At 55.2% G+C, this 14,595-nt stretch carries 13 protein-coding genes and 1 pseudogene; 1 reads left to right on the top strand and 13 read right to left on the bottom strand.

Features of this window, described 5'->3' with window-relative positions:
* The first annotated feature begins 189 nt into the window (after positions 1-189).
* Positions 190-1,584: an undecaprenyl-phosphate glucose phosphotransferase gene (locus tag LOY36_RS09350; RefSeq protein WP_019649512.1), complete on the top strand. Its 1,395-nt coding sequence runs from the start codon at positions 190-192 to the stop codon at positions 1,582-1,584.
* Between the two features lie 417 nt (positions 1,585-2,001).
* Here the strand turns inward: LOY36_RS09350 and LOY36_RS09345 are convergent.
* The 13 genes and pseudogenes from LOY36_RS09345 to LOY36_RS09285 all read right to left on the bottom strand — a co-directional run.
* Positions 2,002-2,226, bottom strand: a pseudogene (locus LOY36_RS09345) (VanZ family protein); the annotation flags it as partial.
* 230 nt (positions 2,227-2,456) lie between these two features.
* A complete protein-coding gene (locus LOY36_RS09340; RefSeq protein ID WP_258673015.1) occupies positions 2,457-2,816 on the bottom strand; it encodes a VanZ family protein in 360 nt (119 codons plus the stop codon).
* Positions 2,813-4,903, bottom strand: coding sequence for a YjbH domain-containing protein (locus tag LOY36_RS09335; RefSeq protein WP_258673014.1), 2,091 nt, complete (start codon positions 4,901-4,903; stop codon positions 2,813-2,815). The genes LOY36_RS09340 and LOY36_RS09335 overlap by 4 nt, the downstream gene beginning before the upstream one ends.
* Before the next feature lie 8 nt (positions 4,904-4,911).
* Positions 4,912-5,679 carry a capsule biosynthesis GfcC family protein gene (locus tag LOY36_RS09330; RefSeq protein ID WP_258673013.1) on the bottom strand — a complete coding sequence of 256 codons (768 nt, stop codon included), beginning with the start codon at positions 5,677-5,679 and terminating at the stop codon, positions 4,912-4,914.
* Positions 5,676-6,335 (bottom strand): YjbF family lipoprotein, encoded by a 660-nt coding sequence (locus tag LOY36_RS09325; RefSeq protein ID WP_309475237.1) that lies wholly within the window; start codon positions 6,333-6,335, stop codon positions 5,676-5,678. The genes LOY36_RS09330 and LOY36_RS09325 overlap by 4 nt, the downstream gene beginning before the upstream one ends.
* A gap of 14 nt (positions 6,336-6,349) precedes the next feature.
* Positions 6,350-7,462 carry a polysaccharide biosynthesis/export family protein gene (locus tag LOY36_RS09320; RefSeq protein WP_172901206.1) on the bottom strand — a complete coding sequence of 371 codons (1,113 nt, stop codon included), beginning with the start codon at positions 7,460-7,462 and terminating at the stop codon, positions 6,350-6,352.
* Positions 7,463-7,549: 87 nt separating this feature from the next.
* The gene (locus tag LOY36_RS09315) at positions 7,550-7,843 is read right to left on the bottom strand and encodes a hypothetical protein (RefSeq protein WP_258673009.1); all 294 of its coding nucleotides are present in this window, start codon (positions 7,841-7,843) and stop codon (positions 7,550-7,552) included.
* A 431-nt stretch (positions 7,844-8,274) separates the two neighbouring features.
* A complete protein-coding gene (gene rfbC, locus LOY36_RS09310) occupies positions 8,275-8,814 on the bottom strand; it encodes a dTDP-4-dehydrorhamnose 3,5-epimerase (RefSeq protein WP_019649523.1) in 540 nt (179 codons plus the stop codon).
* The gene (gene rfbA / locus LOY36_RS09305) at positions 8,811-9,689 is read right to left on the bottom strand and encodes a glucose-1-phosphate thymidylyltransferase RfbA (RefSeq protein ID WP_258673008.1); all 879 of its coding nucleotides are present in this window, start codon (positions 9,687-9,689) and stop codon (positions 8,811-8,813) included. Before rfbA ends, rfbC begins: the two co-directional genes overlap by 4 nt.
* 45 nt (positions 9,690-9,734) lie before the next feature.
* Positions 9,735-10,805 (bottom strand): dTDP-glucose 4,6-dehydratase, encoded by a 1,071-nt coding sequence (gene rfbB / locus LOY36_RS09300; protein ID WP_258673007.1) that lies wholly within the window; start codon positions 10,803-10,805, stop codon positions 9,735-9,737.
* 2 nt (positions 10,806-10,807) lie between these two features.
* Positions 10,808-11,932, bottom strand: coding sequence for a DUF1972 domain-containing protein (locus tag LOY36_RS09295; RefSeq protein WP_258673006.1), 1,125 nt, complete (start codon positions 11,930-11,932; stop codon positions 10,808-10,810).
* The gene (locus tag LOY36_RS09290; RefSeq protein ID WP_258673004.1) at positions 11,922-13,016 is read right to left on the bottom strand and encodes a glycosyltransferase family 4 protein; all 1,095 of its coding nucleotides are present in this window, start codon (positions 13,014-13,016) and stop codon (positions 11,922-11,924) included. Before LOY36_RS09290 ends, LOY36_RS09295 begins: the two co-directional genes overlap by 11 nt.
* A gap of 301 nt (positions 13,017-13,317) precedes the next feature.
* Complete coding sequence (locus LOY36_RS09285) at positions 13,318-14,451, bottom strand: polysaccharide pyruvyl transferase family protein (RefSeq protein WP_258673003.1); 1,134 nt, start codon at positions 14,449-14,451, stop codon at positions 13,318-13,320.
* Positions 14,452-14,595 lie beyond the last annotated feature (144 nt).

The following is a 14,595-nucleotide window of genomic DNA, read 5'->3' as shown; positions in this document are numbered from 1 at the left end:
GGACACTGAGACAACCGTATCAGCTGACTTGAAAACAACATTCGGATGGCCAGCCATAGCCCGCGTTATTCCCTTCCAATAATAAAAATAATCTCTGACCGAACTGCGCTCGCTCAGCCTTTGCGCGCGGCTGCCATTTATTAACCGTCGACTGATACACAACGTGGCGCACGCCCGAGGGACACCGCGATGGTACATAATCGTATTAATCGAAACAGCATATCCAAAGGACTGACCTTCTGGGGGCAATGGATAATTGCCATCACTTCGGTCAATGCGTTGTTATTTGCTCTGGCGTTGTACCAGACAGGAGAAATCGAAGCTCATTATCGTGTGCTTGCCGTGCTGACTTTCCTGGGCTCGGTCCCTTCTTACTCCCTGCTGCTGGTCTATCACAAGCAACATGGATACCTCTCCGGCCTGGGTCGACTGCTGCTGGGGTGGCTGCTGCTGCTGGCCGGGATGACCAGCATTGGCTTTCTCAGCAAGACCAGCGAATTGTTCTCCCGGGAAATCATCATGGTCTGGGCTGTGGCAGGTTATTGCGTGCAGGCCTTGCTGTACCTGCCTCTGCATAGTTTTTCCAGGCACTACCACCGGCAATTGCACAGCCAAAACAACACCCTGATCATCGGCACCGACCAACTGGCGGTGAATCTGGCAGACAAACTGGCCAAAACCGAGTATCCGCCGCTGGTCGGCCTGATCAGCTCAAGACCCAATGAGTTGTCGACCAACATCAATACCCACCGGATCGTGGGCCAGTTGCAGGAGCTACGCGAGCTGATCCGGGTGCATGATGTCCGGCGGTTGTACATCGCGCTGCCCTTGAGCGAAGCCAAACAGGTCGAAGCGCTGTACATCGACCTTCTCGACTCGAATGTCGATGTGGTCTGGGTTCCCGACCTGGGCAGCATGACGTTGCTCAATCATTCCGTCAGCGAGCTGGATGGCCTGCCCGCTATTCACCTCAATGAAAGCCCGCTGACCAGTTACCCGACAGCGGCGCTCAGCAAGACCCTGCTGGACAGAGGTCTCGCCGCCCTGGCGCTGATCGCCTTCAGTCCACTGCTGCTGGTGATCGCCGTCGCAGTGAAGATCTCCTCCCCGGGGCCGATCATTTTCAAACAGGAACGGCACGGCTGGAATGGCAAGATCATCAAGGTCTGGAAGTTCCGCTCCATGCGCCTGCACGACGACCATCAAGTCCGCCAGGCCGGCCGTGAAGACCCACGTATTACCCCTGTTGGCCGTTTCATTCGACGCACGTCCATCGATGAACTGCCGCAGTTCTTCAACGTACTGCAAGGCCATATGGCGCTGGTCGGACCGCGGCCGCATGCGATTGCCCACAACGACTACTACACCGGCAAGATCCAGGCCTACATGGCCCGCCATCGAATCAAACCGGGCATCACAGGGCTGGCCCAGATCAGTGGCTGCCGTGGCGAAACCGAGACCCTCGACAAGATGCAAAAGCGCGTGGAGATCGACCTCAACTACATCAACAACTGGTCGTTGTGGCTCGACATCAAGATCCTGATCAAGACGCCCTTTACGCTCTTTTCAAAGGACATCTATTAATCGCTGCGATTCGCCCCCCCCGCCTGTTCTTCAGCTTGTGGCTAACTGAGCCGCAGTCCGGGCAGTCAGATCTCTGACTGCCCGGAGCCTCTCTCCCCGCCTCACCCCATTCGCCCTCTGTTTTTTAGTAGCTACCGACGGCTGCGTTCGCCCGTAGCAGCTGTCGAGCCTGCGAGGCTGCGTTCGTCTGCGCAGCAGTCGTCAAACCAGAACTTGCGGTGCATCAGGCAAACCACGTCAGCCGGATTCACGACTGCTGCGCAGCCGAACGCAGCCTCGCAGGCTCGGCAGCTGCTACAGATTGCATTACGGAACATATGCCGGATGGAGTGGCAAAAGAGGTGTTGCTGGAGAGGGGATATAGCGAGGGTCAACGGTTACAACATACCGACAAACTGCCAGGTGCCTAACGCCTTTTCAACGTACCCAGTACCTTGAAATCAATAACCCCATCAACACGCCGATACTATTTGCCAGCATGTCGTAGGGCGAAGCCGTGCGCAGCGGCATCAAACCTTGCGCGAGCTCAATGAGTACGCCGATGAGCAAACACCCCAAGGCTGTCCAGACAAACTTCACATTGGGGAAAGCCAGACGGCAACTGCATGCAAACACCAGAAAGCCGATCCAGTGCTGCGTTCGACTGCGCAGCAGTCGTCCAGCCAGAACTTGCGGTGTATCAGGCAGATCGCGTCAGCCGGATTCACGACTGCTGCGCAGCCGAACGCAGCCTCGCAGGCTCGGCAGCTGCTACAGATTGCATTACGGAACATATGCCGGATGGAGTGGCAAGAGAGGTGTTGCTGGAGGGGGATATAGCGAGGATCAACGGTTACAACATGCCGACGAACTGCCTGGTGTCTAACGCCTTTTCAACGTACCCAGTACCTTGAAATCAATAACCCCATCAACACGCCGATACTATTTGCCAGCATGTCGTAGGGCGAAGCCGTGCGCAGCGGCATCAAACCTTGCGCGAGTTCAATGAGTACGCCGATGAGCAAACACCCCAAGGCTGTCCAGACAAACTTCACATTGGGGAAAGCCAGACGGCAACTGCATGCAAACACCAGAAAGCCGATCCAGTGATGGATCTTGTCCTCTTCGGCGAACAGTTCCGGGATCGGCTGCGAGCGCAATCCCGCGAACAGCAGAATCGCCGTCACCATGGCAAAGGCCAGGCACCGGAGCCAGAATGGCAACTCGATCAAGCCTTTGAGCCACGTGATCATTCAGTAATTTTCTCGAAGTTGTTGTAGAACAAGCTGCTGTCACGCCCGTCGGTCATGGTCTGCAATGAGTAGGCACGGTTCAGGCGCGCACCACCATCGCGAGTCAGTGGCGCCCAAATGATGTTGGCGCGGCGCATGGTCGAGGTACTCATCAACTCGTCGAACGGGATGGAAATGTAGATGCCTTTGTCAAAGCTGCCCTCGCCATATTCCGCCTTCGACGCAGTGGTCAGGGTGACCCAGCCGCCAAACTTCACGCCGTTCTTGAACTCCCGCGACAAGTCGACAGTGGTGCCCCAGTCCCGTGCCAGGTAACGCCCGACGCTGACCGCTGCAAGCATGTCATTGGGCAATTCAGTATAGCTGGTGACATGACCCGTTATGGTCTGGTAATCGCGCAGGCCAAAGCCCTGATCAAAATCCCGCTGGCGCACAAAATTCAGATCGGCGCCCAATGACCAGCGTTTCCCCGTGGGTCGATACAGCACTTCGCTGCCGACCCCGGCATACATGGATTCCAGATAGCCGCCATAGACCATGCCATACCAGTCCCGATCCAGCTGCGCCGCGTGGTTGAACTGAAACGTCGGCATCGTCACATCGGAGGTGGTCAGGTATTGACGCAAATCGGTGCGCACTCGCGGCAACCCGCTCGGTGCGTCATAGGTGAACTTGTCGTAGTTGTTCAGCAGGTTGGCGCTGAGCAAGCCGCTCCACCAGGTGTTGCGGGTGAAACGGTACTCCGCGTCGGCATCGGCGGTGAACTGATAGAGCAAGCCGTCGGGGCCGCCGATGTTCTGTTTGTAGCCCAGGCCCAAACCATAGCTGAACGGCTCCAGCGCCTGGGTATAGAGCGTGGTTTCCCGGTGTGCAGTCGCCGGATTGACCTCGGTCGTACGGTGCAGATCCTTCAGCGGCTGGTCGTTGTTCACCACCGCGCGGAAGGTTTCTCGCGGCACGCTGGTTTCTTCGATAGACATGTCATAACGCTGATTCACCAGGGTGAACCAGTCGATGTCCTGATTGACGCTGTTATCGAGAATCCGGCTGGCCCGCCCGACAGCCTTGGCCGAATAAAAATAGCGAGACTGCTCGCCATACACCATCAGCTCCGAACCGCGCTGGGTAATGCGTTTGACCTTATAGCCAGCATTTTGCTGTAACCGATTGGAGACATCGGCCCAGTTGACCTGGTCGGCCGGAGTCGACGGTGCCTGCGCCGGCAGCGGCTCGGCGGGAGGATCATAGGTCTTGACCGGTGCCTTGCGGCTGACAAAGTTGGTGTGCAGGGTGATGCCAAACATCGCCGTATTGCCACGCTCCCAACCAGCGCTCAGGTCGACGCTGTCGGCCAGCTTGTAGACCACACCGACGTTGATCGGCAGGTCTTGCTTGAGCGGGTTGTCCAGTGGCTCGTTCTTGTAATCGTTGCCCTCGTACTCGATCTTCAGGCTCAGTGGTTCCCAAGGCGTTTGATAGGCAATCCCGCCAAACAACGAAGGGTGGCCCCTGAAGTACGCGTTGGTGTTCACGTCCCCTGCCCTGGCCACAGCCGCCGTGCTCTGCGGCCGGTCGTTGAATTGGCTGCCCAATACCGACAGCGGGTTACTGAAATCCCCACGATTACCCAGATAACCCCAGGCAATGCCGAGGCTGAAATCCAGGTCGCCATAACGCTTGTTGGCGACGAAATACTCGCTGGAAAACAGCCCGGTACCGCCAATGTCCCGGGCGCCGATAGCGACCTGGGGCGCCCAGTGAGTTTCTTCCCAAAGCCGCGCTTTCAAGTCGATGGCCTTGTCTTTAAAGCTCTGGTCGCCGCTCAATTGCTCCGTGCCGTACTTACGGTTGGTGATCGCGGTGTAACGAAACGACCCTTCCAGCCAATCGAGTGGCTGCAAGGAAAAACTGTAGCGCGAATAAGGGTCGGTACGACTGGCCGTGACGCTCAACTCCCCCGCCGGGGCCATGCGCGCGGTGGGGGTCTGTAACAGACCGACGCCACCAAAATCACTCTGGGTGTAGCGCGATTCACCGTGAGCCAATCCGCAGGGCAGGAGCAACGCAGCAGCAAAACGTAACTTCAACGGGCACTTCAAGGGGCCACCTCAGCCAGCGGTTGAGTGGCGAGAAACTCGGCCAGTTGTTGATTGAGCTCAGGGGTCGGCGTCTCGAGATCGTCGCTCCTGATCGGCACCAGGATCTTGCTGCCGGGCGCCACCACGACGCCGCCCTCACGATTCCACGCCGCCACGCCCAGGCGCCGTACCTGGCCGTCAGGCTGGATCAGCCACAGATAGTCGCCCTCGGCGTCGCCAAGAATGGCGCAGTCACGGGCATAGGCACGCACTTCCTGCAGGGCTCGGTAAGGCACCTGACAAGGCTGCGCGACCGCCCCGAAAACCTCCACGGTGGACGGCCGCTGGGGGTAAATCAGATGGTCGCCATCATCCAGCAGCGCGTTGCGGGCGAACCCCGTTTCCACAGCGATCGGATCGAGCACCGCGACCTGACGTCCGGTGACCGGCAGTTGCGCGACCTGCTCATATAGGCGCGCGCTCAATTCTGCTCGCGTGTTTTTGCCATCGAGCAAGGCCCCTCGTTGCAGCAGTTTCAGATCGAACAGAACACCTGCCTTCAAGCGCGTCTGCTTGTCCACTAATGAACGGTGCAGCCACGCCGCACCCAGCCAGTAACTTTCGGCATTGGGTTGGGCGTTACGAATGACATCCAGCAAGCGCGCACCGGGCTTGATTTCGAATTGGCCTGGGCTGCGCACGTCACCGCTGACCGTGACGGCCGCCTGGCCCAGGCCCGGGCCGATCAACAGCAGGCCAAGCAAGAAAAGGTTTGAACGCTTCACCGGGCAACTCCCCGATCACGGCGCACCTGCACGATTTTCAGAAACAGTTGCGGCGTCAGATGCTGCTCGCTGCGCAGGATGAAACCGTCCTGGGGGTCGACCCAGTAGCGGTTGGTGGCGCGGAAATTCAGGGTGGGTGCATCCACCTGCTCGTCGATGCGCAGCAAGGCGTAATCCTTGTCCAGAATGCTGATGGTCTCGATGCCATGGGGACTGAAACGGCTGTTGACCGCGATACCGATGCGGTTGCCGTTATAGATGTCGATCCAGCGCGTGCTGGTATAGCCGTCGGGCAAATGCTGAAGACCGCGCTTGAAGGGCGACTCTTCTTTGAAGCGAGTGCCATCCAGGGAAACGCCCAGCCCGACAGTGCGCACCACCAGGCCGTCGCGCATCAGCAGCACTTGCTTGCCGGAAGCGACCCAGAACTGCAGGTCGCCCCGCCGGCGAGCCAAGGCCATCACGCCCTCACTGGAGGAGGTGGTGACCAGGATCTGCGGATACGGCACGGCGTCGACCTGAGCACGGGTCAAATTGATGGAGGCAGGCCCCGCGACAGATGTTTCAAGGGTGTCCCAGGAGGCCTTCATCAACGGGTTACACCCGCACAGCAAGAGCGCCATCGTCAGACCGGCGCAGGTAGGCAAAGTTTTCACGGCGGGATAGAGCCTTATCTGCTGTTGGCTTCGCTGAGGTTATTGAGAGAACTGGCGCCGGTCCCCAGGACACTGGCCGTAGGCAGAAGCTGGCTGATCAGACGGTTCCAGCGCGTCACGCCGGCCGGGCCGACATAGACGATGTCTTGCGGTTGCAAGTCGAAACGGGTGGCCAGTACCAGGGCCGAAGGGGATTCGGCGTCGAGCTGGAACACCTTGGCCGGTTCAGTTTCCAGGTGATCGGCGCCGCGAATCACGTACACCGCATTGCCGTTGGAGGTGGTCTGGTTCAAGCCCCCCACTGTGCCCAGCGCATCGGTCAGGTTGATCGATTTGCCTTTGAAGCTCAGCGCGCGAGGCAAGTTGACCTCACCCATGACGTAGATCCGCTTTTGGTCGTTATAGGGCAAGTACAGCCGGTCGCCGCCCTTGAGGTAAACGGCTTGCAACTGTGAGTCCTGGCGATTGAGGGTGTCCAGATCGAGCTTGTATTCGCGCCCGTCCCGGGTCAGCGTCAGGCCTGACAGGTCTGCGTTCGAGGGATCCACACCGGCCGCGCCAACGGCCTCCACCACGCTCAGCGGCGTGGTAGTGATCGGCTGCTGCCCAGCTTTGAGCACTGCACCGGAAATCACCACGGTCTGGCTGGCGAAGCGCAATACGCTGACGTCGACCTGAGGGCTTTCGACAAATTGCGACAAACGCTCGGCAATAAAGGCTCGCAACTCTTCGATGGTTTTACCGGCGGCCGGAATATTACCGATGTAGGGATAAAACAACGTGCCGTCCGGACGTACCAGACGCCCGTTGGCATCGATTTGCTGTTGCGGCCCCGATGGCGCCGTCAACTCGGGGTGATCCCAGACCGTGATAAACAACAGGTCGTTGGCACCCACGCGGTAACCGCCTGGAACATAAGACAACAATGCCGGGGGAACGGATTCGCGAACTTGCGTGGCGGCATCCATGGCAATCAATTTAGGCGTGATGGGAATAAGCTCCACCCGGCTACTTTCCGGAGAGCCGTCACTAACCATTTGACTGGTGTCCATGTGTTGACCAGGCGAAAACATACAGCCGTGCAAGCTGATACTTGCCAGCATAACAACAGATAATCTACGGATCATAATGGCACTACGCTAGTCGAGGGCAAATCTAAAACAAGATCACCCAGAAAGTTCTGAGTGATCTTGAACAACATACTTCGTAGGGTATTAGTTGGTACCGGTAGTACCGGTAGTACCAGTGGACCCCGTCGTTCCGCCATTGGAACTGCCACCGGAGTTTGAAGCGGCCGCCGCAGCGCCGACAATGGCCGCACCGATCACCACGGTTTCGGCGACCGTCACTCCCCCAACCAGCGGGGTACTCAAGGACAATGGCTCGCTCACTGCTTCGCTCACTGCTTCGCTCGACGCTTCGCTAGCCGTTTCGCTCGCCGGCTCTTCCACCGCCAACGCTGCAGTGCTCATGACAGCCAGCAAGCCGGCCGTAAGTAGTTTCTTCATATCAGACTCCTTCTCGACATCAACTCTGCATTAGATTTGAGACTAAGGGACCGGGAATGGAACAGCAGGTGAATGAACTGACACCCGTCAATTGAACGAGACAGTTCATGCACATTGCCTCCTTTGGAGAATGTCATTTATAGGGAGTGCATGCCATACGCCAAACCTCGTCACATCATGGACAAAAGCGCTTGCACCGGGCAGGACTTATTGACGGAAAAAGGTGATTTTCCAAGATGTTTACTACATGACAAGGTATTTTCGGCACAAACTCCCGAGCAAAAATCACTCACCCTTCGCGCCAATTGTTATTATTAGTCAGGATTTTCCCGGCATCTTGTCCCGCAAGGTTCTATTGTGACTGAACATTCAAGGCTAAATAACATCAGGTCATAAATAGTTAATGTTAACTATAGACCATTATTAGCCCGTCATTCCCCGTTCAACACCGCGCGCAAGCGAGGGTTGCGCAAGTCTTTTTCCGAGAGTTGAGGCGATTCAATGGGCCAGGTAATGCCCAGCTCCGGATCATTCCAGAGCAGCCCACCCTCATCCTCGGGGAAATACAGATCGGTGCATTTGTATTGAAAATCGGCGGTATCGCTGAGCACGCAGAAGCCGTGGGCATAACCCGGCGGCACCCATAGCTGCAGATGGTTGTCGGCGGTCAACTTGACCCCTACATGTTCACCACAAGTGGCCGATTCGGGATTGATGTCCACCACCACGTCGTACACCGCACCTTGGGTAACCCGCACCAACTTGCCCTGGGGCCGGGTCCGCTGGAAGTGCAAACCACGCAGTACGCCATACTGCGAGCGTGAGTGATTGTCCTGGACGAAAGGCAACTCGATGCCGGCGTCGCGATAACGCTGTTCGTGATAACTCTCGAGAAAGAACCCACGGGCATCGCCAAACACCTTGGGCTCGATAATCAGTACGCCGGGCAACCGGGTGTTGACGACATTCATCTCGAAGGCTCCATCGTCAGTACGCGCGCCAGGTATTGTCCGTAACCGGTTTTGTGTAACGCGGTGGCTTGTTTATCCAGTTCCGCAGCCGACAACCAACCCTGGTGAAAGGCCACTTCTTCAAGGCAGGCCACTTTCAAGCCCTGCCGCGCTTCGATGGTCTGGACGAAATGTCCGGCCTCCATCAACGAATCATGGGTGCCGGTGTCCAGCCAGGCAAAACCACGCCCCAGCACACTGACGTGCAGATCCCCGCGTTGTAGATAAGCATTGTTCACGTCGGTGATTTCAAGCTCACCGCGTACCGAAGGCTTGACTTGCTTGGCGATGCTCACCACGTCTTTGTCGTAGAAATACAAACCGGTGACAGCATGGTCGGACTTCGGATGTGCAGGCTTCTCTTCGATCGAGATCGCCTTGCCGCTCTCGTCGAACTCGACAACGCCAAAACGCTCCGGGTCGCTGACCCGATAACCAAAGACGGTGGCACCGGTTTGTCGTTGAGACGCTTCGCGCAACAAGGCGCTGAAGCCATAACCGTAGAAGATGTTGTCACCCAGGATCAGCGCCACATTGCTGTCGCCGATGAACTCCTCGCCGATCAGAAAGGCTTGCGCCAGGCCATCAGGAGAAGGCTGTTCTGCATAACTGAGTTCAATGCCGAAAGAAGAACCATCACCCAGCAAGTTCTGGAAGTTGGGCAAGTCCTGCGGCGTGGAAATAATCAATATCTCGCGAATGCCCGCCAGCATTAATACCGACAGCGGATAATAAATCATCGGCTTGTCGTAGACCGGCAGCAGCTGTTTGGACACACCACGGGTAATGGGATGCAAGCGGGTGCCGGAGCCTCCCGCCAGAATGATACCTTTCATGTGAGGATTCCCTTCGAAAATAAGTAAAGGCAGGGCTTGAATGGTTCAGCCGGTGTGGCCAAGACGGACCGGCCGGTACTGACCGTTAAGGACCCGTTGCCACCAACCTTGATGCTCCAGGTACCACTGAACCGTTTTGCGTATACCGCTCTCAAAGGTTTCCTGTGGTCGCCAACCGAGTTCGCGCTCGATCTTGCCTGCATCGATGGCGTAACGAAGATCATGGCCGGGCCGATCCTTGACGAACGTAATCAGGTCGCGATAACGCTCGACGCCCGCAGGCTTGTTGGGCGCCAACTCTTCAAGGAGATCGCACAGGGTTTCCACCACCTCGAGATTGGTTTTCTCGTTATGGCCACCGATGTTGTAAGTTTCACCGACCTCGCCCCGGCACACGACCTCACATAAAGCGCGCGCATGATCCTCTACAAACAACCAGTCGCGAATCTGCAAGCCGTCGCCATAGACCGGCAGAGGCCGGCCGTGAATGGCATTCAGAATCACATGGGGAATCAACTTTTCGGGGAAGTGATAAGGGCCGTAGTTGTTCGAGCAATTGGTCACCAACACCGGCAGGCCATACGTACGTTGCCAGGCCCGAACCAAATGGTCCGAACTGGCCTTGGACGCCGAATAAGGTGAACTGGGCGCATAAGGCGTGGTTTCACTGAACAGACTATCGGTCCCTTCCAGATCGCCATACACCTCATCGGTGGAGATATGGTGAAAGCGAAAAGCCTGTTTGACCTCCTCCGACAGTCCGTTCCAATAACGCCGGGTCGCTTCGAGCAACGTATAGGTGCCAACAATATTGGTCTGGATAAAGTCCGCGGGGCCGTCGATGGAACGGTCGACATGGGACTCCGCGGCCAGGTGCATCACTGCATCCGGTTGAAATGCCGCGAATACCTGATCCAGCGCCTGAGCGTCACAGATATCGACGTTAAAAAAGTGATAACGCGGTGACTCGGCGACGTCGATCAACGACTCCAGATTGCCGGCGTACGTTAACTTATCGAGGTTCGCAACTTCGAATCGAGTATTTTCAATCAGGTGCCTGACGACGGCAGAACCAATAAAACCGGCTCCACCCGTCAGCAGAATACGCATCGTCATCGTCATCTCCCTACCGGCTGATCGGGATACCACTCAGCCAACAATTCTTCATACTGAAGCAGGATTTGATTCCACGTAAACCGCTGATGAAAGCGTGTGCGACTGGCCGCCTCCATCTGCTGTTGTGTTGAATCATCCGCCAAAAGTTGAGCAAACAAAGCAGAACAAGAGGCTTCATCCTTGAAGTACGCGGCGCCACTTTCCGTTACCCAGCGATTAAATGGGTTGTCATGGGCAATGACTGCACAACCTGCGCCGAGCGCCTCGACCAACGATGGATTGGTTCCACCGACACGATGCCCGTGCAGGTAAAACCGGCAGTAAAAGCGCAGCGCCTGCACGACTGCAGTCTCATATATCGCCCCGGGAAAGATGACCTCTGCACTGGCCGCTTCCATAACCTGTTTATGGTATGGATTATCATTCGGTTGAAAGTTACCCAGAACGACAAGTGTGTGGTTGCGCAAAGTGGAACTGAACGCGCGCACCATCTCCAGGAACGAGTTCTCGGGTTCGGGTCGGGCAATAATCACCGAAAACCGACCCGGCTCCAGGGCATAAGTTGCCAGTAACGTTGCATCAGCGCCGGTGACCTCATCCCCGCCATAAGGAATCATCGTGATTCTGGATGCGGAAACCCGTGTCGCGAGGTGCTCTTTGATCTTGGGGTGATCGGCGACCAAGTGATTGCCCATCCAGCAACCGGCCCGCTCATTGAGCCAGAACCAGGTCTTGGCAATGGTTCCCCATTTGTCACGCCGCCACTCAATACCATCCATATTAATGATATTGGTCTGGCCTTTAAGTCTTTGCAGCAAACTGAATACAGCAGTGTTGTAACCCAAGGTCAGGAACAACCCCTGTTGCGATGCCGCATGACGCGTGGCTTTCCAGTCAAAAACCACCGTCCCCAGCGCACCCGCCTGGGTCACCGGGATATGAATTCTGTTGACACCGTTCCAAGTGCTATACGTGAACTCCCCGCGGCCCTCTTCCTGGCAATAGACATACACCTGCCAGCCGTGCGCCGTTAAATACAGCGATAGCTTTTCCGCAAAAGTTTCAAAACCACCGTGTTGAGCCGGGACACCTCTAATGCCAAGGATATAAAGTTTTTTAGGTGTCATGCTGCATCTCGTTGAATAATGTTGTGAACTTGCTTTCAAATACTTCCAGGCTGAAGTCCCGAGTACGGGATAACGCATTATCAGACAGCATCTTGTACTTCTTCGGATCCAACGAGATCCTGCACAATGCACTGTAAAGCGCCTCGATGTCGTACGAAGAGATTAAATAACCTTCGATATCACTGCGTACCAATTCGGTGGGGCCACCGACAGGAGGAACGATCACAGGCAAACCGTGGGACATCCCCTCAAGAATGGTCAAACCGAATGTTTCTATCCAGCCATCAGGTCGAGAAAGATTCAGCAGCAAGTCGGATCGAGAATAAAAACCCGACAGGTCTGTTTGACGAGGATAAATCGCTACATTTCCCGGAATGTCGATGCTGGCGAAGAAATCATCAATCTCATTCAGGCTGGCATTGAGTACCAAGGTGAAATTCAAGTGCTTGTCATCCTTGCTGCGCCGCGCCAGCGCCAGGAATTCCATAACGCCCTTGTAGGCCTTCAAGGAGCAGATCATCAACGAAGTGAAACCGGCCTCTTCCTTGACTCGATACTGCTTCTCGACCTCGCTATCCAGCGCATTATGAATAATCACCTGGGGAAGTTTGGTGAACCCCTCCACCTGCATCAGATAGTTTGAGACGAAGACAACCTTGGTACTGGTCTTCTCAATAACCAGCCTGAGAAACCGCTTCAGGATATTCGGTTTTATCGATGTTTCATGCACATGATAATAGACCGGGATTTTCAACAATTTCCCCGCCAGTGCCGCACCAAAGGGCATCATGGTATTGACATAAAACACCACATCCTGCCGCCTGTATTTCAGGCACTGAATAAACAACAACCCTTGCGAGACCAGATAGTAGCCAAGGGTCAGCAACTTATTTTCTGATCTCTTATAAAAAAGCCTGCTCTGCACATCGGCCACGCCGGCCAGAAAGCCGTCGCCATGAGCACTGGTGATCACTTCGGTGGCAATATTGTTATTCGCCGCCGCCTTGACCACTTGAGACAAGACTTTTGGGCTCCCACTTCTGTCGTTGAACAGATGAATGAACACCAACTTCTTTGAGTGCATGTTTAAGTTCTTTTAATAAGTGAGCGACTGAGTGTGGTGAACCGCTCGGTGAGCGCCAGACACACCCAAAAAATGGCGATCGAATGCGCTGGAATAGTCTGACTCGAGAAGGTCATGGCCAGGAAAAACGCAACCACCCACGCCAAAATTATCGCTACTTCCGGAAGACGCAAAAAGGTATTCGAACTAACCAAAAGAAGTACAGCCAATATTATTGAACCCCACGGTGATGCCAACAATGACTGCCAGCACATGCGTATATTGATACTTGAGGGACTCAAGCTAGCGCCAGGCTGGCTCATCATGAAAATTCGATTGACTTCGTTACTACATTACTGGCAAGCGCCCCATCAAGATAATTCCAGGTTACCTGCCTCAGCGCCTCCAATTGTTGATGACTGTGCGTAAAATTGATGGGTTTTACGACAACCGAGTTGACATCACTTAAGCTGCTCACCAGACGATCGGCCAAACCGACTTTATCCAGGAGCCCCTTGATTCTGTTCAATCCACTTTCCGGCAATGCGGTAACAAATGGAATACCAAAATTCAAGGCAAAGGCGGTGCCATGGAACGAATTAGTGATCACAAAGGAGGCATTGGCGAATAGCGAAACATAATCAACCGGACTGGCATCCATTATGTGCCGATCGCTTTTGTAGCCCAGGAATGGGTCTTGATCGATCGCCACAACTCGGAACCCTAAAACACTCTTTATTCTGTTGATGGTCTCCCGGACCAGTGTATTTTTCTTCAGGGTATAAACGAGAATGTATTTATCATCGTTGCCTGGCGCCTGACTGGAAAGCTGCAGGCTCTGCATCCACTCTTGCTTGTTAAGCATTAAGGTGGGGTCGAGGGTATGATCAATCTTTTGATTACCCAACATACTGCGCAACCTTTGCGCCGTGTCCTCCTCCCGAACGGAAATACTGTCAAAGGTCGACAACGCCTTTCTGACCTTGAGTTCCTCCTCGTCGGAATAGCGGTAAGAGCCCGAACTTGAGGAAAACGAAATCTTCTTTTTCGCTCGAGAAAACGCCAGCATATAGTTCAGGTCCAGCTCGCCCGTAATCATCGGATTCCATATCTGGTCGCTGCCACACACCACACAATCAAAATCACCGGACAGGGTTTGAAGTGCTTGAAAATCCTGGCATGCAGAGGTCAGCTTGTAGTGAGCCCGCATAAACTCTCTAAATTTCGCGATCAACCTCCTGCGAGGAATAATTCGAAAAAAGTCCTTACCGGCTCTCAAAATACTGCGCGGGTTACTGTCAACCCGAATCAGTTTCAACGTATTTTCTAACTCTTTGCTTTTGTAATCGATGATGTTGACATCACCATATTTCGATAGCACATTCTGGCTGGCAAGCGCCTGTAGTGTTCCGCCATAACTGTTGGCATGGTGTATGGTGATCAATGCAATTTTCAAGGTGCTGAATCCTTTGCGACTAAGGGTGAGTACTTACTGACCGAACAGCCTGGTATACACTTCACTGATGGGGCGACGTGACGAAGCACAGACCGTGTTTTGCTCGTTCGGATAACCGATCGCCACTGTCGGTGGTCCTAAGTA

This window comes from Pseudomonas sp. B21-019, assembly GCF_024749225.1.
GTDB lineage: Bacteria > Pseudomonadota > Gammaproteobacteria > Pseudomonadales > Pseudomonadaceae > Aquipseudomonas.
Note: the sequence above shows the minus strand (reverse complement) of the source record. Positions and strands in the feature narration are given on the sequence as shown.

Bases quoted from the DNA above. Each gene is read 5' to 3' on its own strand.
- LOY36_RS09350 (WP_019649512.1), top strand. From the start codon at position 190: ATGGTACATAATCGTATTAATCGAAACAGCATATCCAAAGGACTGACC.
- LOY36_RS09340 (WP_258673015.1), bottom strand. From the start codon at position 2,816: ATGATCACGTGGCTCAAAGGCTTGATCGAGTTGCCATTCTGGCTCCGG.
- LOY36_RS09320 (WP_172901206.1), bottom strand. From the start codon at position 7,462: ATGATCCGTAGATTATCTGTTGTTATGCTGGCAAGTATCAGCTTGCAC.
- LOY36_RS09315 (WP_258673009.1), bottom strand. From the start codon at position 7,843: ATGAAGAAACTACTTACGGCCGGCTTGCTGGCTGTCATGAGCACTGCA.
- rfbC (WP_019649523.1), bottom strand. From the start codon at position 8,814: ATGAATGTCGTCAACACCCGGTTGCCCGGCGTACTGATTATCGAGCCC.
- rfbA (WP_258673008.1), bottom strand. From the start codon at position 9,689: ATGAAAGGTATCATTCTGGCGGGAGGCTCCGGCACCCGCTTGCATCCC.
- rfbB (WP_258673007.1), bottom strand. From the start codon at position 10,805: ATGACGATGCGTATTCTGCTGACGGGTGGAGCCGGTTTTATTGGTTCT.
- LOY36_RS09295 (WP_258673006.1), bottom strand. From the start codon at position 11,932: ATGACACCTAAAAAACTTTATATCCTTGGCATTAGAGGTGTCCCGGCT.
- LOY36_RS09290 (WP_258673004.1), bottom strand. From the start codon at position 13,016: ATGCACTCAAAGAAGTTGGTGTTCATTCATCTGTTCAACGACAGAAGT.